The following is an 18,912-nucleotide window of genomic DNA, read 5'->3' as shown; positions in this document are numbered from 1 at the left end:
GGGCATCCCTCGGGTCGACCAAGCGTTGGACCACATGCTTCGGCCGCTCGAGACGCTCGGCTTCGTCGCGATGCTGCTGCCCGTGTCGCTGTTCGCCGCCTTGTTGGCAGACGAAGCACCATGGCTCACGACGACCGCGGCCCGAGCTGCTGCTGGACTACGCCTCCGTTGGGCGGCGACTCTCGCGATCGCCGCGACGGTGGCCGGCCTCGGCTGGGTCGCGACACTTCCACCAGGCGTCCCCCGCGGGCAGTCGTTGGCCGGATGGAGCCTGGCCTACGGATGCGCGACATGGTCTGCCGTGCTCTTCCGGGCTGACCTCGCGGGACTCGTCCCTCTGGTCGTCGTCGTCCCCCTGAGCCTCGGGCGGATTCTGCCGTTCGGCATCAACGTGCTGTACAACGTCCAGCTGGCCGAACCGGCCGGGTGGACGGCAGTCGTCGTGCTCGCCAGTGGGCTCCTCGGCTACGCCGTCCTGGGCGACGGCCGCGCCCGACGTCACGAATGACGAACGCTCAGGGCGTCTGCGGCCGAACGGGGTACCACCGCGACCCGAACCGTCGCGTCACAGACCGTCCGCTGATCTCCGCCAGCTCGTCGAGCCGGGCCAGCACCGCCCAGCCGACGCGCCTCGCGTACTGGTCGTCGGCGGCCTCGAACCGGACCGTCACCCGGGCCTGACCTCGCACGACGCTCACGTCGAACGCCTCGACGGTGGTGAACGACTCCGCCACCTCGACCGCTGCCGGGAGCACGTCGGGGGCGTCGACACCCGGCTGCAGCAGGCCCACGGCGGCACTCACGCGGTACGACGGCACGGGGCGAGGCTAGCCAATCAGGGCGACGTCCCCACCACCCGCGTGCCAGGCTGCCGCCCCATGACACGCGAGCACCTCAGCCCGCGACTGATCAGCTGGGCATCGATCCTCGAGGAGAACACCCGCGCCCAGGCAGTCGCCACGTCCACCATGCCGTTCATCTACCCGCACCTGGCCCTCATGCCCGACGCCCACCTGGGGCTCGGCGCGACCGTCGGCAGCGTCATCCCGACCCTCGGCGCGATCATCCCCGCCGCCGTCGGCGTGGACATCGGCTGCGGCATGATCGCCGTCCGCACGCAGTGGACGTCGGAGCAGGTGCGCTCGCGCGGGTCGCTGTCGGCGCTGCGCGTGGCGATCGAGAAGGCCGTGCCCCTGTCGGCGGGCGGCGTGAACCAGAGGCTGACGAGCACGGCGGCGTCGAGGGTCGAGATCCTCGAGGAGAAGGCGGCCGCGGCCGGGTTCGACCCGACCGCAGACGCCGGCAGGTGGCGCCTGCAGCTGGGTTCGCTCGGGTCCGGGAACCACTTCATCGAGGTCACCGTCGACGAGACGGACACGGTCTGGCTGTTCCTGCACTCGGGGAGCCGCGGCGTCGGCAACCGGATCGCGCAGCGGCACATCAAGGTGGCGCGCGAGCTCTGCGAGCGGTGGTGGATCCCGCTGCCGGACAAGGACCTCGCGTACCTGGTGGAGGGCACCGACGAGTTCTGGGCGTACATCCGCGAGCTGCGGTGGGCCCAGGACTACGCCCTGCTGAACCGCGAGGAGATGATGGACCGGGTCGTCGACGCCATCGCCGAGCACATGGGCGAGGACGTCGCCGAGGCCGAGCGGGTCAACTGCCACCACAACTTCACGGAGCAGGAGACGCACTTCGGGAAGACGGTCTGGGTGTCCCGCAAGGGCGCGATCAAGGCCGGTGTCGGTGACGCCGGCCTGATCCCGGGCTCGATGGGCACCGCGTCCTACGTCGTCACCGGCAAGGGTGACGCGCTCTCGCTCAGCTCGTCGCCGCACGGTGCGGGCCGCAACTTCTCGCGGTCGGCCGCGCGTCGTCAGTTCACGCACGACCAGCTCCGCGAGGCGATGGTCGGCATCGAGTACCGCGACACGGACGCGTTCATCGACGAGATCCCGGCGGCGTACAAGGACATCGACCAGGTCATGGCCGACGCGGCCGACCTCGTCGAGGTCCGCCACGTGCTGCGTCAGATCGTCAACGTGAAGGGCGACTGACCGACGGCCCCGCTCTCCGACGAGAGAGCGGGGCCGACCGGGTCTACTTCTCGCAGTCCGTGCCGTCGTGGTCGGAGTCGCGGTACCAGTCGTACTCCGGGTCGACGCCCTGGACGTACGGGCCGTAGCCGGCGGCCTTCGCCTCCTTGCAGGTTCCGAACCTGGGGTCGGTGTCCGCCGCGGGGGCCGGGGCCGGTGCGGGGGCGACGGGCGCGGCGGGGGCCGGAGCGGGGGCCACGGGTGCGGGGGCGACAGGTGCGGGGGCGACAGGCGCAGGTGCGGCCTTGGTCGGAGCGGCGGCTACCGGAGCCGGCTGTGAGTGCGTCGGGGTGGGCGCCACGGTCACCTTCGGCGCGGCGGCGGTAGCCGTGGGTGTGGCCTTCGCGGTGACGTGGGCGGCAGCCGTGGCCGAGCTCGACGGCTTCGCGGCGGCTCCCGACGACGTCGCCGTGTCCTGGCAGCCCGCGAGCACCACGACGGCGAGGAGGGCAGCAGCGAGGGTTCTGGAAGCGAGGCGCATGTCCGGTCCATCGGCCGGCGCGGGTCCGACTTGAGCCCGTCCACGATCGGATGACGCGATCGGGCAGGTCAGAGCATTCGGAGCATCTCCGTCACGACCGCTGGGGAAAGCGTCGGACGCTGGCGGTGGAGCTCGACGAGCGCCGCATGCTCGCCACTGCGGGCCCGCGTCGCGCGCACCAGGCGCACGTCGAGGTCCACCATCGCGCTCGCGGCCGCGAGCGTCGTCTGCGCGCTGGCTGCACCCAAGGTCGGTGGGACCGCGCTCCACTCGCTGACCGGCGCGCGCTTGCTCCGCTCCCGCGCCTTCCGGGCCCCGGAGTGGTAGCAGATCGACAGGACGAGCGCACCCCACACCGCGACGATGATCGCGACGAACGGGCTCGACCCGATCCACACCATCGCGAGGGCGAGAAGGAGCACTCCCCCGAGCGCACCGACCGCGAGGCGCAGCAGCGACATCCTGCGCCCGTACGCGTCGAGGTCCAGCATCGCGTCGTCCGGCTGCCGCTCCATCCGACCTCCCTGTGCCGGCCACGACGCCGGTCTTGGTCGACACCGTAGTGGCAGCCCGCGCGGTCGCCCTTGCACAACCCGAACATTCACCTGACCTGCCGCTCACCCACCAGCGCGAGGCTCACTCCCACGAGGCCCCGCCGGGGCATCCCGTCCGAGGAGCCACCATGACCCGCACACGTCTCACCCGAGTCGGCGCCGTCGTCGCATTGACCTGCACCCTCGTCGCAGGACCGGCCGCAGCGTCCTTCGCGGCGGAAGCACCCCAGCCGACCGCCACCAGCCAGGCGTCCCTCCCCGGGGACGGCCACCGCCACCCGTGCACGCGAGCCGCGCACGTCGAGAGGCGCCTCGAGCGCGCGCTGGCCCGCATCCAGGGCGACGCTCAGCAGAAGGGGTCTGTCGCGTGGCTGGAGGCCAGGGCTGCCGAGGCGGACCAGGCCGGCAAGACGGAGCGAGCCGCCGCCCTGCGCGCCCGGGCCGACCGGCGTGAGAGCCGCGCCCGCACGCTCACCGACGCCCAGGCGCGTCTCGCGGCCATGACCGCCAAGCACTGCCCGACGCCGACGCCGACGGCCGCGTCGTGACGCGGCCGGCCGCACAAGTCGTCGCGGTCGTCGTCGCGACCGTGATCGCGGCCGGTGTCTCCGGATGCGGTGGGGCCGCGACGAGCGCGGGCGCGCCGGTGTCGTCGTCGGCTCACGGAGCACCGACAACCGCGACGACACCCGCGACGACACCCGCACAACCCACCCCAGCACGGCCCGCCATGCCGCAGGATGTCGCGCAGGGCGACGACGACGGTGAGCTCACGGCGGCGATCGACGACGCCGAGCACCTGGCGGACCTCGCCGAGGCGGACCTCGCCGCCGCGGACGGCTGAGCGCATGGACGGAGGCACATGACGACAGGTCAGGGCCTGGTCGTCGTCGTCGAGGACGACCCTGCCGTGGTCGACCTGCTGCGGCTGTACCTGGGTCGCGACGGGTTCGGCGTGCAGACGTACGGCGACGGCCTGACCGCGCTGGCGGCGATCCGCGCGCACCGCCCGGTCGCGGTGGTGCTCGACATCGGCTTGCCGGGCATCGACGGGATCGAGGTGTGCCGACGGCTGCGCGCCGACGGCGACCGCACCCCGCTGCTGTTCGTCACCGCCCGCGACGACGAGGTCGACCGCGTGCTCGGCCTCGAGCTGGGCGGCGACGACTACATCACGAAGCCGTTCAGCCCGCGGGAGCTGGTCGCCCGCGTGCACGCCGTCCTGCGGCGTGCGCAGCCGCACGACCAGGAGCGGCTCGCCCTCGGGCCGGTCGAGGTGGACGTCACTGCTCGCCGGACCCGTGTCGACGGCCGCCCCGTGCACCTCACGGCCACGGAGTTCGACCTGCTCGTGCACCTGTTGCGTTCGCCGGGCAGAGTGCACAGCCGGGAGTCGCTGCTCGGTGCGGTCTGGGGCTACGGCGCCGCGGCAGGCACCCGCACGGTCGACGTCCACGTCGCGCAGGTGCGCGCGAAGCTCGGGCCGGACGCACCGATCCGTACGGTGCGCGGCGTGGGGTACGCCGCCGAGGTCGAGAAGTGAGCCCCCGCGTCTCCCTGACCGCGCGGATCACGCTGCTGTGCGTCGCCGTCGCCCTCGCCACCGCCCTGCTCTCGGGGCTTGCCGCGGCACGGTACGTCGCGGCGGAGGCCCGGACCGCCCAGACGATCTCGAAGGCCGACGGGAACGAGACGCGACGCGTGCAGCGGGTGGAGCGCGCTCAGAAGCGCGCCGAACGGCGCGTCCCCCGGGCGGTGGCGCTCTCGCTCCTTCTCAGCCTCGCAGTCGGCGCGCTCGCCGGTGGCGCGACCGCGCGCGTCCTGACCCGACCGCTGCGGCACACCGCGGACGCGGCCCAGGCCATGGGGGCGGGTCGTCGGGACGTGCGCGTGCCGGTCGAGGGGCCGCCCGAGATCGCCGAGGTGGCCACGAGCCTGAACGCGCTCGCCGAGGCGTTGGCGACGAGCGAAGGCCGCCAGCGTCGGTTCCTGCTGGCCGTCTCGCACGAGCTGCGCAACCCCCTCACCGCCGTGCACGGGTTCGCCGAGTCCGTGGCCGACGGCGTCGTCACCGGCGACGAGGCGCGCGCGGCGGGTGCGGTGATCCTGGCCGAGTCGGGGCGGCTCGAGCACCTGGTGCGCGACCTCCTGGAGCTCGCCCGCCTCGGCGCCGACGACTTCCGGCTCGACGTGGCGCTCGTCGACGTCGGAACGCTCCTCGACGAGGCCGCGCGCGTCTGGTCGAACCGGGCGGCGGCAATCAGCGTCGAGCCCCCGGGTGTGCCGCTGCCCGTGCACACCGACGCCGCCCGACTGAGGCAGGTGCTGGACGGTCTCGCGGACAACGCGGTCCGCATGACTCCTGCCGGGCGTCCCGTGGTGCTCGCGGCGCGGCCGGCAGGACCCGACGACCCGCCCGGGACGCGTGCGGTGCTCGAGGTCCGCGACGGCGGCCCCGGGCTGTCGCCGGACGACCGCCGGGTCGCGTTCGAGCCGGGCGCACTCGGCGCGCGCTACCGCGACGAGCGGCCCGTCGGCGTCGGCATCGGCCTGTCGCTGGTGCACGGGCTGGTCGGACGACTGGGCGGCAGGATCGACGTGGGCGAGGCGCCCGAGGGGGGAGCCCGGTTCACCGTCGCGGTGCCGGACGCGACGCGCTGACGTGGTCCGCGCGGCCTAGAGCCCCCCGAGGAGCGCGATGAGCAGGTCGTGGACCGGGCCGGCCAGCTCCGCCTCGCCGGCCGACGTCAGCGGCTCCATCGCCCCCGAGCCCGCGCTCGCCTGGGTCCACGACCGCATGATCGAGATCCCGAAGCCTGCGGCGACGACCAGCTGCGCACGGAGCAGCATCCGCTCGCGGTCGGGGTCGTCGGGGCGGCTGCCGGCGATCGCCGCGAGGCGTTCGGCGAACGTCCGCAGGGTCCGCAGCCGGATCAGCTCGGCATGCTCGTCCCCCGACGTGCGCATGAGCAGCAGCAGCTGCGTCGGGCGATCGACCGGGTCCGGGCCCGTGATCTGCCGCACCATCCGCCCCGCCAGCTCCTCGAGCGTCAGGTCCTGCTCCACCGAGCGCTCGAGCTCGTCGGCGGCGCCCGTGAGACACGCCTCGAAAAGGCCCTCCTTCGAGGTGAAGTAGCGGCTGATCAGCGCGACGTTGACCCCGGCGTCGTCGGCGATGTGCCGCACGGTCGTCGCGGCGTACCCGTCGCTGGCGAAGCGGCGGCGCCCCGCGGCGAGCAGCAGCCGCCGCGTGCCGTCCGCATCACGGCGCCTCGGCGCCACCGCACCCGCGTCCTCGCTCACGAGGCCCAACCTAATGTGCGGTCCGACGCATGTAAACGTCTGTTGACTTCAGTTGCCTCGGTGCGCTATCCATGGGTCAACAACTGTTTACATCGACCTGTGAGGACGTCATGTCGCACTCCCTCGCGAAGGCCGGCGACGCCGGCGCCGCACCCTCCGTCGAGAAGCCGCCTGCGGGCCGGTTCCTCGTCCTGTACCTGTCCCTCGGTGGTCTGGCGTTCGCGGTCCTGCAGTCGCTCGTCGCGCCCACGCTGCCCGTCATCGCGGAGGACCTCGGCGCGACGGCGGCCGACGCCAGCTGGATCCTGACGGCGTACCTGCTGTCCGCCTCGGTCCTCACACCTGTCCTCGGACGGCTCGGCGACATGTCCGGGAAGCGTCGGGTGCTCATCGGCGTGCTGACCGCACTCGCCGTGGGCACGTTCGTCGCCGCGGTCGCACCCTCCCTGCCCGTGCTGGTCCTCGCCCGCGTGCTCCAGGGCTCGGCCGGCGCGATCCTGCCTCTGTCGATCGGCATCGTGCGCGACGAGCTCCCCCGCGAGAAGGTCAGCGTCACCGTCGGTCTGCTGTCCGCGATCTTCGGGGTCGGCGCCGGCGTCGGCATCGTCGCCGCGGGTCCGATCGTCGAGCACCTGTCGTGGCACTGGCTGTTCTGGCTGCCGCTCGTCCTCGTTGCCGTCGCCCTCGCCGGGGCGATCTTCGGGATGAAGGAGTCGCACGTCCGCACGCCCGGCCGCCTCGACGTGCTCGGCACGAGCATCCTCACCGTCGGCCTGGTCTCCCTGCTGCTCGCGATCAGCAAGGGCGAGTCGTGGGGCTGGTTCGAGGGCAAGACGGTTGCGCTGTTCGGCCTCGGTGTCGTCGCGCTCGTGGTGTTCGCCTTCGTCGAGCTGCGCGTCGCCCAGCCCCTGATCGACATCCGGCTCATGGCCCACCGCGGTGTCTGGGCGACCGACATCGTCGCCCTGGCTCTCGGTTTCGCGATGTTCGGCACGTTCCTGCTCGTCCCGATGCTGCTGGAGCTGCCCGCCGCGACGGGCGTCGGCTTCGGCAAGTCGGTGTCCCAGGCGGGCCTCTTCCTGCTGCCGACCGTCCTCATGATGGTCGTCTTCGGACCGCTCTCGGGGCTCCTCGACCGCAGGTTCGGCCCCAAGGTGCCGATGGCTCTCGGCACGTCCCTGGTGGTCGCCGCGTTCGCGCTGCCGGCGATCGTCCACGACCACCTCTGGCAGGTGGTCGGTTCCGGCGTGCTCACGGGTGCGGGCATCGGCCTGGCGTTCGCCGCCATGGCCAACGCCATCATCGAGAGCGTGCCGCCCGCACAGACCGGTGAGGCGACCGGCGTGAACGCGATCTCCCGGACGGTCGGCAGCAGCATCGGCACGGCCGTCGTCGCGGCCATCATCACGTCGCACACCACCGCCCAGGGCGTGCCCACCGACCAGGCCTTCACCTACGGGTTCTGGGCCTGCGCCGGCGTCGCGGTCCTCGCGGTTCTCGCGTCGCTCGCCGTGCCGTCGGCACGCCGTCGTCTTCAGGAGGCCCAGAGCGTCGGCGTCACCGACCTGCCGCCCGGGCCGGGCCCGCACCACCCCTGACCGACCGCATGACGAGGGCCCGGGACCGCCGAGACGGTCCCGGGCCGTGTCAGCTCGCGCCCAGGCGCACCGGCTGTCGCCCGACCGAGCACGGCGCGCTCAATAAGGCGCTTGTTCTATCGCAACTAGAACAGCTAGCATCGATCGCATGACGTCCGACGGAACCATCCTGGTCGAGCACCTCTCCAAGTCGTTCGGCACCGTACGCGCGGTCGACGACCTGTCGTTCCAGGTCACCCCGGGCCGGGTGACCGGGTTCCTGGGGCCCAACGGCGCCGGAAAGACCACCACCCTGCGGATGCTGCTCGGGCTGGTCCGTCCGACCTCGGGCGCCGCGACCATCGGGGGTCGGACCTACGGACAGATCACCCGGCCCCTGAAGACCGTCGGCGCGGCCCTGGAGGCCTCGAGCTTCCACCCGGGCCGCACCGCGAGGGACCATCTGCGGCTCTTCGCACCGCAGGTGGGGGTCCCGGACGCGCGGGCCGACGAGGTGATCGACCTGGTCGGGCTGTCCGATGCGAGAGACCGCCGCGTCGGGGTCTTCTCGCTCGGCATGCGGCAGCGGCTGGCTCTCGCCACGACGCTGCTGGGCGACCCCCGGGTGCTGCTGCTCGACGAGCCCGCGAACGGCCTCGACCCCGAGGGCATCCGCTGGCTGCGCGGCTTCCTGCGCGCGCTGGCTGGTGAGGGTCGCACGATCCTCGTGTCCAGCCACGTGCTCTCCGAGGTCGAGCAGACGGTCGACGACGTCGTGATCATCGCCCGAGGCCGGCTCGCGCACGCCTCGTCGCTCGCCGAGCTGGCCGGCATGGCAGCACCCCGGGTGCGGGTGGTCTCCCCCGACCCCGACGGGCTGGCGGCGCTGGTCGAGCGCTCAGGCTGGCGACGGACGGACGCCGGAGACCCGCGCGTGGCGCAGCTGCTCGACGTCACCGCCGCGACCGTCGGCGCCGCAGCCTTCGCGGCAGGCGTCGAGCTCCACGAGCTCGCCGCGCAGGACCCGGGGCTCGAGGGGTTGTTCCTGAAGCTCGTCGGCTCCACCGAGGCCGGCCCCGTCGAGCCGGGCTCCGTCCCGCCGGGCTCCGTGGAGGTGAGCGCCTGATGCGCGCCGCCCTCGTCACCGAGTACCGCAAGCTCGTCACCACCCGCCTCTGGTGGATCCTGCTGCTCGCGATGGTGCTCTACATGGCGTTCCTGTCCGCCGTGCTCGGCTGGAGCATCTCGCAGGACGGCGGGGTCAGCGGCACGTCGGGCACCGGCAGCGACGTCCCCCTGGCTCCGGACGCCGTGGTGCGCGCGGTCTACACGATCGCGGTGACGTTCGGCTACGTGTTCCCGCTGGTGATCGGCGCACTCGCCGTCGCGGCCGAGTTCCGTCACCAGACCATCACGCCGACCCTGCTCGCCGAGCCCCGCCGCACGGTGGTGCTGTCCGCCAAGCTCGTCGCGGGCGCCGCCATCGGGCTCGTGTACGGGGTCGTCGGCACGCTCTCCGCCGTCGGCGCGGGCGCCGTCGTCCTCACGGCGCTCGGCAAGCCCACCTTCCTCGACGACGCCTCGACCTGGCGGACGATCGCCCTGTCCGCTCTCGCGCTCACGCTCTGGGCCGTGGTGGGCGTCGGGTTCGGCTCGGTGCTGACCAACCAGGTCGCGGTGATCGTCGTCGTCCTGGCCTTCACCCAGTTCATCGAACCCGTCCTGCGGTTCGTCCTGTCCCTGACCGACTGGGGCGCAGGGATCGCTGCCTACCTCCCGGGTGCCGCGGGCGAGGCCATCTCAGGCGGCAGCTTCTACTCCGAGACGGGGGTCGGCACCCTCCTCGAGCCGTGGCAGGGCGTCCTGGTCATGCTCGCCTACGGCGTCGGGCTCGCCGCGATCGGTCGCGTGACGACGTTCCGACGAGACATCACCTGAGCGCAGCACCGCACGCGCGCGTGGGGCACGATGCGCGGATGGGGACGACCAGCACGTCGCGGGTTCGCTGGCTGCGCTACGGCGCGGTCGTGGCGTTCGGGATCGGGTTCGGGTACGTCGAGGCGGCGGTCGTCCACTACCTGCGCCTGGCGCTGGGCACGCAGCTGGACTACGACGCACCCGTGCGACGCGTCTACCTGGACCTCGGCGTCATCCGGTTCGTCGACCCGGGGCACACGCTGCTCGTCGACCCGGCTCTGGCTCGCGCCGAGACCGCCCGGGAAGCCGCGACCCTCCTGATGCTCGCCGCGGTCGCCGTGCTGGCCGGGCGCGGGTTCTGGCACGGGGTCGCAGCGTTCTTCGTCGCGTTCACGGTCTGGGACCTGACGTACTACCTGTTCTTGCGGGTCCTGACCGGGTGGCCGACGAGCCTGGCGGACACCGACGTGTTCTTCCTCATCCCCGTGCCCTGGCTGGGGCCGGTGGCCACAGCGGTGGTCGCGTCGGCGGTCGTGCTCGCGATCTCGTCCTGGTGGTTCCTGCGACCGGTGGCGTGGACGAACCCGTCCGCGCCACCGGTCGCATGACGCTCACGCGGTCGTAGCAGCCGTCCGGGCGGACCAGGCCTCGTTGATCGTGCGGCGCATGACGATCCGCTGCCGGGTCTGGGCGACGATCCCGATCAGGGCCAGCACCACCAGCAGCAGCCACCAGAGCCAGCTCGTGTCCACCGCGCTGCTGAAGCTGCCCTGCGTGAAGTCGTCCGAGTTCAGCTTGCCCACCAGCAGCATCAGGCCGCCGACGACGCTGACGGCACCCGCGAGGGAGCTGGCCACGGCGAGCACGACCATCGGCATGTTCCCGACGACCGCCACCAGACCGAGCACCACGCCGATACCTACTCCCACGAGGACCGCGACCCAGTTCCAGTCGATCCCCAGCGCGACGACCAGGCCGGCACCGATGACGTAGCCGAAGGCCGCCATGGCGAGGACCACGGCCACCGCGTAGAAGAAGTACGCGAGCACCGCGAGGACCAGGCCGGCCACCAGGCCCGAGACCCAGCCGAGCAACGTGCCGAGCACCCGCTCGTCCGCGAGCTCGGCAAAGAGGCCGGCCCCGAAGGCGAAGCCGGCGAAGAAGCCCCAGATGGGCAGGACGAGCCGCAGGACGAGCTGCCCGGCGAACAGCATCACGCCCCCGGCGAGGATCGCGAGGATGCCCAACAAGATGTCTGCCATGACCGCAATGTAGGGGTTCGCCAGCCCGGAGTCGCGCGACGACACGAAGGACTGAACGCATGCGCGCCCGCGAACCGCCTGTTCGCCCCCGGATCGGCGCGGATCGGCCTAGCCTTCTGGGTGGACATCCGCCCGACGATGGGAGCCGCCCGTGTCCGAGAGCACGCTCGAGGCCTTGCGCGGAGACGCCAAGCCTGCCGCGCAGTTCGGTCACGACGCGCTCGTCGTCTGCGACAACCTCGTGCGGATCTTCCAGTCGGGCAGTGTCGAGGTGCAGGCCCTCCAAGGTCTGGACCTGCTCGTCGACGAGGGCGAGATGGTCGCGGTCGTCGGGGCCAGCGGTTCGGGCAAGTCGACGCTGCTCTCGGTGCTGTCCGGGATGGACGCGCCGACGGCGGGCCGCGTGCGCGTGGGTCGCTGGGACCTCATGGCGATGCAGGCGCGGGACCGGCTCGCCTACCGCCGGCAGATGGTCGGGTTCGTGTGGCAGCAGACCTCCCGCAACCTGCTGCCGTACCTGACGGCGCGGCAGAACGTCGCACTGCCGATGACCGCGTCCCGGCGGCACCGTGCGGCACGGGTGGACGAGCTGCTCGACCTCGTCAGCGTCGGGCACGTGGCCGACCGACGGCCGCGGGAGATGTCGGGCGGCGAGCAGCAGCGCGTCGCCATCGCGACGGCACTGGCCAACGACCCGCAGCTGCTGCTGGCCGACGAGCCGACGGGCGAGCTGGACACCACCACCGCGCGGGAGGTGTTCGACGCGCTGCAGACCGCGAACCGGGAGTCCGGAACCACCGTCGTCGTCGTCACGCACGACCCGGCCGTCAGCGGGCTGGTCGAGCGCACGGTCGCGATCCGCGACGGGCGCACGAGCAGCGAGGTGCTCCGTCGGGACGCCGGGGGGGACGTCACGCACGAGGAGTACGCGGTGATGGACCGGGCGGGCCGCGTGCAGGTGCCGCGGGAGTACCGCGAGGCGCTCGCGATGACCCGACGCGTCCGGCTGGCCCTCGAGGCCGACCACCTGGCCGTCTGGCCCGACGGCAGCGCGCGGTGAGCGCCTCGGAGCACGCCGCGGTGGGCGCCGCGGTGAGCGTGTCGACCAGCGCGGAGCCCGGCGCGGCGGTGCGGGTCCGGGATGTGCACCGGACCTTCGGGAGCGGCCGGTCGGCGGTGCACGCTCTGCGTGGCGTCGACCTCGACCTGGCGCCGGGCGAGCTCGTGGCCCTCGTCGGGCGTTCCGGGTCGGGCAAGACGACGCTGCTGAACATCGTCGGCGGCCTCGACCGTCCCGACGAGGGCAGCGTGCTCGTCGACGACATCGACGTGGGCGCGCTGAACGACGACGGTCAGGCCCAGCTGCGCCGCGACCGGGTCGCCTTCGTCTTCCAGACGTTCGGCCTGATCCCGGTGCTGACGGCGGCGGAGAACGTCGGCGTCCCGATGCGGCTGCGCGAGACGCCCGTAGCCGAGCGCGAGCGCCGCGTCGAGATGCTCCTCGGGCTCGTCGGGCTGGCCGATCACGCGCTGCAGCGGCCCGACGAGCTCTCCGGTGGTCAGCAGCAGAGGGTCGCGATCGCGCGGGCGCTGGCCGGCTCGCCCCGGCTGCTGGTCGCCGACGAGCCGACCGGGCAGCTCGACAGCGAGACCGGACTGTCCGTGATGGCCCTGATCCGCGGCGTCGTCGAGGCCGAGGGCATGACGGCGCTGGTCGCCACGCACGACCCCGTGATGATCGCGCTCGCGGACCGCGCGGTGCGCCTGGTCGACGGTCGGCTGGTCGGGGCTGCCGAGCGTGGGTGAGCTCTGGTGGCGACGCGGGCGCGCCCAGGCGGCCGTACTGGCGGCGGTGCTGGCGGTCATGATCGCCGGCTCGGCACTGGTCGGGGCGTGCGTGCTGCTCACCACGGCCTCCCCGCAGCGGGCGCTGCAGCTTGCGATGGTCGGTGCGCCCCGGGGCGACGTCGGCGTCGACGTCGCGCTGGGCTTCCCGCAGGACCCCGACGACCCCGACGTGAACGCGCGGGTCGCGGCGACCGCGCGAGACGCCTCCGAAGCGGTGGCCAAGGCGTCCGCCCTGCTCACCGCACCGTTCGGCGACCTCCCGACGACCGAGACCGCGTGGGTCTCGACCGTCATGCGGTACCTGCCACCCGACGGAGGCCCGCTGCGCCTCGCGTACCTCGCCGAGCTCGACGACCAAGATGCGCGCGGGACGCTCGCGTCCGGACGGTGGCCGGCCGTCGCGGGCGAGGTCGCCATGCCGACGTCGACAGCACGAGCGCTCGGCCTCGACATCGGCAGCTCGACCACGCTCTCCGCCGAACCAGGTGGACCGAACACCGGCCGGCTCGACGTCGTCGGGACGTTCCAGCCGCGACCGGCCTCCGCATGGGACGAGGACCCGCTGCACGCGAGCGGGGTGAGCCCGAACTACCGCGGGTACGTCTCGGCCTACGGCCCGTTCGTCGTCGCGCCCGGCGCCGTCGCGACGAGCGGGATCCCGCTGCGTCGGGTCACCCTGCACGCACAGCCCGACCTGGCGGGGGCCAGCGCCGCCGACCTGACCTGGGCCGGGAAGGGCTTCGACGCGCTGGGCCAGGAGCTCGACAGTGCCCTGGGCGACCGCACCGAGAACGTCGTGGTGGACCTGCCGTTCGCGAACAGCTTCCACTCCGCGCGCGTCCAGGGAGGTGTGACCGACTCGGGCGTGCTCGCGGTCGCGCTGCTGGGCTGCGCGCTCGCCGCGACCACCGTGGTGCTGGCCGCCCGGTTGGTCGCCGGCCGGCGCGCGGCCGAGGCGGCACTGCTCGTCGCCCGCGGGGCCAGCCGGGGCCGCCTGGTCGGCCAGGCCGCTGCCGAGGCCGGTGCCCTCGCCCTCCTGGCGATCGCCCCGGCGACGGCCCTGGCGCTCGCCCTGTACCGAGTGCTCGCGGGTGCGGTCGGCCTCGATCCCACGGGGCTCCCCGAGGGCGAGCTGCTCCCGCTCGTCGTGAGCATCGCCGCCGTCACCCTCTCCCTCGGCTGCCTGCTCGTGCTGCCGTGGCTGCGCACCGGAATGCCGCGCGGCTCCCGTGAGGACCGGGTCGGTGTGGTCGCCCGCTCCGGCGCCGATCTGCTGCTCCTCGCGCTCGCGGCGGTCGCCTACCTCCAGCTGCGGTCCCACCGGGTCGCGGCTGGGGACACGGCCGACCCGGTGCTCGTCGTCGCCCCGGTGCTCTGCCTGGTCGCCGGGGCGGCGCTCGTCCTGCGCCCCCTCCCGCTGCTCGCCCGCCGCGCCGACGCGAGCGCCGTCTCCGCCCGCTCGCTGACCTTGCCGCTCGCGGCGTGGGGGGTGGCACGTCGACCGCAGGGCGCTGCTGCGGCGTTCCTGGTGGTGCTCGCGACGGCGTGCGCGACGTTCGGCGCCGGGTTCGCCGCGACGTGGGCGCAGTCCCAGCGCGACCAGGCCGCGGCCGCCGTCGGCACCGACCTGTCGGTACAGCTGAACGCGCTGGGCGCGGGCGGCACGCTGCGCGAGGCCACGGGTGGCCGGGTCAGTCCCGTCACCAGCCGGACCGTCACGCTCGGCTCGCGAGCGCAGCGTGGCGCCGAGGCCGTGCACCTCGTCGCGGTCGACACGCGGGAGGCCGACGCGCTGCTGCGTGGCCGCCTACCGTCCGGCGGCTGGGCTGACGCGACGTCGGGTCTGGCGCCGACCGGGGCTGTCGGAGGGGTGGTCCTGGCCGGCACGAACGCCGCACTCGTCGTGACGGGTCACGTCCAGGACTCGCTGGTGATCACCGCCGCCCTGAACCTCGTCGTGCAGGACCGTGACGGTGCGCGCGCCGCGCTGCCCGCAGGAGTCGTGGCGCTCGACGGCGCTCCCCACGAGCTTTCCGTCGCCGTCCCGGCGGACGTCCGGCTGGTGGCCCTCGACGCCCAGCTCACGGCGGTGGGTGACGTCGCCGACCCCGATCAGGAGAGCGCCGCCGGGTTCGACATCGACGTCGTGCTGCGCGACGCGACCCTGCCCGCCGGGGGCACGTGGTCCGCGGCGCACGCACCGACCAGCGACTACGTCGTCGCCTCGCTCAACCGCATCACGGCTGCGGACGCGCCCGACGGCGTGCGGCTGACGCTCGACGGCACCGCCTTCTTGCCGGGGCTCTACTGGTCCGAGGGCACCCTCGTCGCGGTCGCCTTCCACCCCGTCGACGAGGTTCCCGTGGTGGTCTCGCAACAGCTCGCGGACGAGCTCGGGCTCAAGGTCGGCGACGGCGTCCAGGCGATGCTCGGTGTGACCCCGGTGCAGGCGGTGGTCCACGGCGTCACCGACTACATCCCGTCACAACCACGTGCGCCCGCCCTGCTGGCCGACGTGGACACGTTGTCCCGCGCGGCGCTCAGCCAGGGCGACCTGGACACCCTGACGGACGCGTGGTGGGTCGGGGGCGCCATCCCCTCCGATGCCGCCGCGACGCTCGAGGCGCAGGGGCTCGGCTCGGTGCGCGACCGCGCTGCCGTGGCGCACGAGAACGCGGACGGTCCCCTGCGCGCGGCGCAGCGTGCGGCCGCCGCGCTCCTGGTCGTCGCCGCGGTCCTGCTCACTCTCGTCGGGACCGCGCTCCACACCACGACCGCGCTGGAGGCCCGTGAGGTCGACGTGGCCCGCCTGCACGGTCTGGGCGCGCCGCGCCGCTCGGTGCTCAGGTCGCTGCTCGCCGAGCAGGCCGTCCTCATCGGCGTCCCGGTGCTGGCCGGTGGGTTGCTGGGCGCACTCGCCTGCTGGTCCGTCGGCCCTCTGCTGGCGGTTTCCGTCAGCGGCCTGCCGCCCGTGCCGACCGCCGCCGTCCGCTGGCCCTGGGTAATCCAGGTGTCGACGATCCTCGTTCTGCTCGCCGGCTGTGCCGCGCTCGTCGTGCCCCTCGCGGCGCGCGCGGTGCGCGGTGCGACGATCGCCCGGCTGCGGATGGAGCCGGGCGCATGAGAACCGCCTGGCGGCGGGCCCGCGCCGATCTGTGGCCACTGGTCGTCACCCTCGTCGTCGTGGCGCTCACGGTGGGCCTCACCGACGCGGTGCCCCGCCTGCTGAGCGACCGCGCCGACACCGCCGTCCGTGCGGCGGTCGCGCAGGCCGATCCACCCGCCGAGTTCGTGGTCACCAGCACGTACGGACCCGGCGCGTCGGACGCGACCGCCGGGGCGCCGGAGACCCGGTCGGGCGTCGACGGTGCGGCGCGCGCGATCGACCGCGCCCTGCCGGCCTTGCTGCAACCCGTCCTCGGGCCCCCCGTGGCCGCCGCCACCAGCACCGACCTCACCCTGAGCACACCCGGGATGCCGACCGGGGGCGTGCTGTGGATGACGTACCTGTGGGCCGGGCAGGACCCCGCGGTTCGCTGGCTGTCCGGGGGCGCGCCCGACCGCCCCGGCCCCGACGGGGCCGTGCAGCTCGCGTTGTCCGACGCGGTGGCTGGGGTCCTCGGCGTGAGCGCGGGCGACACCTTCAAGGCCATGAAGCCCGACCACACGGCCGTGCCGGTGCTGGTCACCGGCGTCTTCGAGCCCAAGAACCCCGGCAACGACGTGTGGTCGGCGCAGCCCGAGATCCTGCGGCCGCGCGTGGTGGGGCCGCGCGACTCGGCGACGACGGTCGTGGGCGGGCTGCTGTCCGCGGCCTCGCTCCCGGCCGCCCGCGCCGCGCTGGAGCCTGACGGCGTGACGCGCACGTTCCGGTTCCCGGTCGACCCGCAGGCGTTGGACTACGCCGGCTCCGGCGCTCTGGTGAAGCGGATCGCCTCCCTGGAGGCCTCACCGGACCTGCTGCGAGCGCCGTTGCCCGAACCGAGCGTGACGTCCGGGCTCGACCTCGTGCTCGACCAGGCGCGGGCACGCGTGTCGGCGACGTGGTCGCAGGCGACCGTGGTGCTCGCCGGGCTGGCGGGTGCCGCCGCGCTGGTGCTGCTGGTGGCCGCCGACCTCCTCGCGCGCCGCCGGTCGACGGCACTGCGCACGGTGCGCTCGCGCGGCGCGTCCCTCCCGGGCATCGCCCGGGCGGCCGGTGCCGAGGCGGCCGTGGTCGTCGGCGTGGGCACCGCGGTCGGCCTGACGCTCGGCCAGGTCGCCGCACCGGGCGCGCCGACGTGGCCCTGGGTCGTCGTCATGGTGGCCGTGGGGGTGATCGCGCCACCCGCGTTCGCGACGATCACCGCGGCGCGCAGCGACGCCCGTCGCATCCCGACCGACCGGCACCGTCGCCGACTCGCGCAGCGCGTGCGCACGGTGCGGCGCGCCTCGCTCGAGGCCGCGCTGCTCGTGCTTGCGCTGGCGGCGCTGGGGGCCCTCCGTCGACGCGGCGCCGTGTCGATGTCCGGTGCGGCCGACCTGGTGCTCGCGGCCGCGCCGGCGCTCATCGCGGCGGCGGGCGCGCTCCTGCTGTGGCGGACGGTGCCCCTGCTGCTGGGCGGTGCGCTGCGTGTCGCCCGCAGGTCCCGCACGGCCGGGCCGCTGCTCGCCGTGGCGCGGGCCGGTTCCACGGTCGCCGTGCTGCCGTTCGTGGCGCTCGTCGTGGTCAGCACCCTCGTCGCGCTGTGTGCCGCCTTGGCGAGCACCGCACGCACCGGTCAGGCTGACGGCTCGTGGGACAGGGTCGGTGCCGACGTGGTGGTGCGCACGACGTTGCCCGACACCGCACTGCAGGACGTCGCGAGCCGGCTGGATGCGGCAGACGGCGTCGACGCGGTCGCCGTCGGCAGGGTTCGGGCCCCCAGCCACCTCTCCGGCGTGCACGACGTCACGACCGTGCGGGTGCTCGCTGTCGACCCGGAGCCGTACGGGAGGCTCCTCGCGCGCACCCCGTTCGGGTCCGCCCCGTCCCTGGCGGTGCTCGCGCACGCGTCCGCGGAAGCGACGACCCGCACGACAGCCGGCCGCCTGCCCGCGCTGGTCCCGGACCAGCTGCTGGGCACCCGGCCGTCGCTCACCTGGGGAAACGTGACGGTCGACCTCGATCCCGTCGGACCGGTCCCCGCGCTGCCGGCGCAGCAGCCCGACGGCACACCCGCCGGTCCCACCGTCGTCGTGGACCGCGCCGCACTGGCCGCCGTGGTGACGGCCGTTGCTGCAGCACGAGCGGACGAGACCGGCTCGGAGCCGGCAGACGCCGAGCAGGAGGTGGTCGGTCTGGACACCGTGTGGGCGGTCGGCCCGCAGGCGTCCGCCGTGGCCGGCGCAACCGCGCCGGCGGTCGGGGGCGCCGTGCTGTCCCGCGCCCAGTGGCTCGCGGACCGGCGGTCGGACCCACTGGCCGGCGGCCTCCTCGCACTCGTCGCCCTGGTCGCCGCGATGTGCGCCGCCTACGCGACGATCGTCGTCGTCCTGGCAGCCGCCGCCTCCGCTCCCGGGCGCGCCACCGCGCTCGCGTCGGCCAGGGTGCTCGGGCTGCGCGGGCGGGACGCGGCTCGGGTCGCCGCCGGTGAGCTGTTGCCGACGACCCTCGTGGCCGGCCTGGGTGGCGTGCTGCTCGGCGTGATGCTGGTCGGCGTGCTCGTGGCCCCCCTCGCGCTGCGTCTCGTCACCGGGCAGGCGACCGATCCCGGGGTGGTCCTGCCCTGGTGGGCCGTCGTGCCGATCGCGCTGCTGGGGCTGACCGTCCTGGCGGTGGTCGCCGTCGAGTCCTCCACCCGCCGCCGCGAGCGCCTGGGTCAGGTGCTGCGCGTCCGTTGATCGAAGCCGCGG

General features: G+C 74.0%; 19 protein-coding genes. 14 read left to right on the top strand and 5 right to left on the bottom strand.

The window, feature by feature from the left end:
• The first annotated feature begins 34 nt into the window (after positions 1-34).
• Entirely contained in the window at positions 35-508 is a 474-nt protein-coding gene (locus I847_RS0116640; RefSeq protein WP_028050590.1) for a hypothetical protein, read from the top strand.
• A 7-nt stretch (positions 509-515) separates the two neighbouring features.
• Here the strand turns inward: I847_RS0116640 and I847_RS0116635 are convergent, their stop codons facing one another.
• Positions 516-818 carry a hypothetical protein gene (locus I847_RS0116635; RefSeq protein ID WP_028050589.1) on the bottom strand — a complete coding sequence of 101 codons (303 nt, stop codon included), beginning with the start codon at positions 816-818 and terminating at the stop codon, positions 516-518.
• Positions 819-878: 60 nt separating this feature from the next.
• Here I847_RS0116635 and I847_RS0116630 point away from each other — a divergent pair, with 60 nt between their 5' ends.
• Positions 879-2,057 carry an RtcB family protein gene (locus tag I847_RS0116630; RefSeq protein ID WP_028050588.1) on the top strand — a complete coding sequence of 393 codons (1,179 nt, stop codon included), beginning with the start codon at positions 879-881 and terminating at the stop codon, positions 2,055-2,057.
• A gap of 43 nt (positions 2,058-2,100) precedes the next feature.
• On the opposite strand, the gene I847_RS27210 is transcribed toward I847_RS0116630, so the two are convergent.
• Together I847_RS27210 and I847_RS0116620 are read right to left on the bottom strand one after the other, a co-directional pair.
• On the bottom strand, positions 2,101-2,577 hold the full coding sequence (locus tag I847_RS27210) for an excalibur calcium-binding domain-containing protein (protein WP_028050587.1): 477 nt from the start codon (positions 2,575-2,577) through the stop codon (positions 2,101-2,103).
• A gap of 68 nt (positions 2,578-2,645) precedes the next feature.
• On the bottom strand, positions 2,646-3,092 hold the full coding sequence (locus I847_RS0116620) for a hypothetical protein (protein ID WP_028050586.1): 447 nt from the start codon (positions 3,090-3,092) through the stop codon (positions 2,646-2,648).
• Positions 3,093-3,259: 167 nt separating this feature from the next.
• Here I847_RS0116620 and I847_RS24380 point away from each other — a divergent pair, with 167 nt between their 5' ends.
• The 4 genes from I847_RS24380 to I847_RS0116600 are packed head-to-tail and all read left to right on the top strand — an operon-like array spanning position 3,260 to position 5,792.
• On the top strand, positions 3,260-3,679 hold the full coding sequence (locus I847_RS24380) for a hypothetical protein (protein ID WP_051275007.1): 420 nt from the start codon (positions 3,260-3,262) through the stop codon (positions 3,677-3,679).
• Positions 3,676-3,975, top strand: coding sequence for a hypothetical protein (locus I847_RS0116610; RefSeq protein ID WP_028050585.1), 300 nt, complete (start codon positions 3,676-3,678; stop codon positions 3,973-3,975). Before I847_RS24380 ends, I847_RS0116610 begins: the two co-directional genes overlap by 4 nt.
• 18 nt (positions 3,976-3,993) lie before the next feature.
• Positions 3,994-4,674: a response regulator transcription factor gene (locus tag I847_RS0116605; RefSeq protein WP_028050584.1), complete on the top strand. Its 681-nt coding sequence runs from the start codon at positions 3,994-3,996 to the stop codon at positions 4,672-4,674.
• Positions 4,671-5,792, top strand: a complete 1,122-nt coding sequence (locus I847_RS0116600) for a HAMP domain-containing sensor histidine kinase (protein WP_028050583.1) — start codon at positions 4,671-4,673, stop codon at positions 5,790-5,792. Before I847_RS0116605 ends, I847_RS0116600 begins: the two co-directional genes overlap by 4 nt.
• 15 nt (positions 5,793-5,807) lie before the next feature.
• On the opposite strand, the gene I847_RS0116595 is transcribed toward I847_RS0116600, so the two are convergent.
• Entirely contained in the window at positions 5,808-6,434 is a 627-nt protein-coding gene (locus I847_RS0116595) for a TetR/AcrR family transcriptional regulator (protein ID WP_028050582.1), read from the bottom strand.
• Between the two features lie 110 nt (positions 6,435-6,544).
• Here I847_RS0116595 and I847_RS0116590 point away from each other — a divergent pair, with 110 nt between their 5' ends.
• The 4 genes from I847_RS0116590 (at position 6,545) to I847_RS25880 (ending at position 10,536) form a co-directional block, all read left to right on the top strand.
• The gene (locus I847_RS0116590) at positions 6,545-8,032 is read left to right on the top strand and encodes an MFS transporter (protein ID WP_028050581.1); all 1,488 of its coding nucleotides are present in this window, start codon (positions 6,545-6,547) and stop codon (positions 8,030-8,032) included.
• A gap of 148 nt (positions 8,033-8,180) precedes the next feature.
• Complete coding sequence (locus I847_RS0116585; RefSeq protein ID WP_034610784.1) at positions 8,181-9,137, top strand: ABC transporter ATP-binding protein; 957 nt, start codon at positions 8,181-8,183, stop codon at positions 9,135-9,137.
• A complete protein-coding gene (locus tag I847_RS0116580) occupies positions 9,137-9,949 on the top strand; it encodes an ABC transporter permease (protein ID WP_028050579.1) in 813 nt (270 codons plus the stop codon). Before I847_RS0116585 ends, I847_RS0116580 begins: the two co-directional genes overlap by 1 nt.
• A 38-nt stretch (positions 9,950-9,987) precedes the next feature.
• Complete coding sequence (locus tag I847_RS25880) at positions 9,988-10,536, top strand: hypothetical protein (protein ID WP_051275006.1); 549 nt, start codon at positions 9,988-9,990, stop codon at positions 10,534-10,536.
• Positions 10,537-10,539: 3 nt separating this feature from the next.
• On the opposite strand, the gene I847_RS0116570 is transcribed toward I847_RS25880, so the two are convergent.
• Positions 10,540-11,190, bottom strand: a complete 651-nt coding sequence (locus I847_RS0116570) for a DUF4203 domain-containing protein (protein WP_028050578.1) — start codon at positions 11,188-11,190, stop codon at positions 10,540-10,542.
• A gap of 151 nt (positions 11,191-11,341) precedes the next feature.
• Here I847_RS0116570 and I847_RS0116565 point away from each other — a divergent pair, with 151 nt between their 5' ends.
• Genes I847_RS0116565 through I847_RS0116550 form a run of 4 tightly spaced genes read left to right on the top strand, consistent with a single transcriptional unit; the run spans position 11,342 to position 18,900 of the window.
• Positions 11,342-12,250, top strand: coding sequence for an ABC transporter ATP-binding protein (locus I847_RS0116565; protein WP_028050577.1), 909 nt, complete (start codon positions 11,342-11,344; stop codon positions 12,248-12,250).
• Positions 12,251-12,270: 20 nt separating this feature from the next.
• Entirely contained in the window at positions 12,271-12,996 is a 726-nt protein-coding gene (locus I847_RS0116560; protein ID WP_155856233.1) for an ABC transporter ATP-binding protein, read from the top strand.
• Positions 12,989-16,162, top strand: coding sequence for a hypothetical protein (locus tag I847_RS24365; RefSeq protein WP_051275005.1), 3,174 nt, complete (start codon positions 12,989-12,991; stop codon positions 16,160-16,162). Before I847_RS0116560 ends, I847_RS24365 begins: the two co-directional genes overlap by 8 nt.
• Positions 16,159-18,900, top strand: a complete 2,742-nt coding sequence (locus tag I847_RS0116550) for an FtsX-like permease family protein (RefSeq protein WP_028050575.1) — start codon at positions 16,159-16,161, stop codon at positions 18,898-18,900. The genes I847_RS24365 and I847_RS0116550 overlap by 4 nt, the downstream gene beginning before the upstream one ends.
• Positions 18,901-18,912: the final 12 nt, after the last annotated feature.

Source organism: Cellulomonas sp. URHD0024 (assembly GCF_000426185.1).
In the GTDB taxonomy this organism is placed as follows: domain Bacteria; phylum Actinomycetota; class Actinomycetes; order Actinomycetales; family Cellulomonadaceae; genus Cellulomonas.
This window is presented reverse-complemented; position numbering and strand designations above follow the sequence as displayed.

Coding starts and splice junctions, on each gene's coding strand:
- I847_RS0116640 (WP_028050590.1), top strand. CDS start 35: ATGCTTCGGCCGCTCGAGACGCTCGGCTTCGTCGCGATGCTGCTGCCC.
- I847_RS0116630 (WP_028050588.1), top strand. CDS start 879: ATGACACGCGAGCACCTCAGCCCGCGACTGATCAGCTGGGCATCGATC.
- I847_RS27210 (WP_028050587.1), bottom strand. CDS start 2,577: ATGCGCCTCGCTTCCAGAACCCTCGCTGCTGCCCTCCTCGCCGTCGTG.
- I847_RS0116620 (WP_028050586.1), bottom strand. CDS start 3,092: ATGGAGCGGCAGCCGGACGACGCGATGCTGGACCTCGACGCGTACGGG.
- I847_RS24380 (WP_051275007.1), top strand. CDS start 3,260: ATGACCCGCACACGTCTCACCCGAGTCGGCGCCGTCGTCGCATTGACC.
- I847_RS0116605 (WP_028050584.1), top strand. CDS start 3,994: ATGACGACAGGTCAGGGCCTGGTCGTCGTCGTCGAGGACGACCCTGCC.
- I847_RS0116590 (WP_028050581.1), top strand. CDS start 6,545: ATGTCGCACTCCCTCGCGAAGGCCGGCGACGCCGGCGCCGCACCCTCC.
- I847_RS0116585 (WP_034610784.1), top strand. CDS start 8,181: ATGACGTCCGACGGAACCATCCTGGTCGAGCACCTCTCCAAGTCGTTC.
- I847_RS0116580 (WP_028050579.1), top strand. CDS start 9,137: ATGCGCGCCGCCCTCGTCACCGAGTACCGCAAGCTCGTCACCACCCGC.
- I847_RS25880 (WP_051275006.1), top strand. CDS start 9,988: ATGGGGACGACCAGCACGTCGCGGGTTCGCTGGCTGCGCTACGGCGCG.
- I847_RS0116570 (WP_028050578.1), bottom strand. CDS start 11,190: ATGGCAGACATCTTGTTGGGCATCCTCGCGATCCTCGCCGGGGGCGTG.
- I847_RS0116550 (WP_028050575.1), top strand. CDS start 16,159: ATGAGAACCGCCTGGCGGCGGGCCCGCGCCGATCTGTGGCCACTGGTC.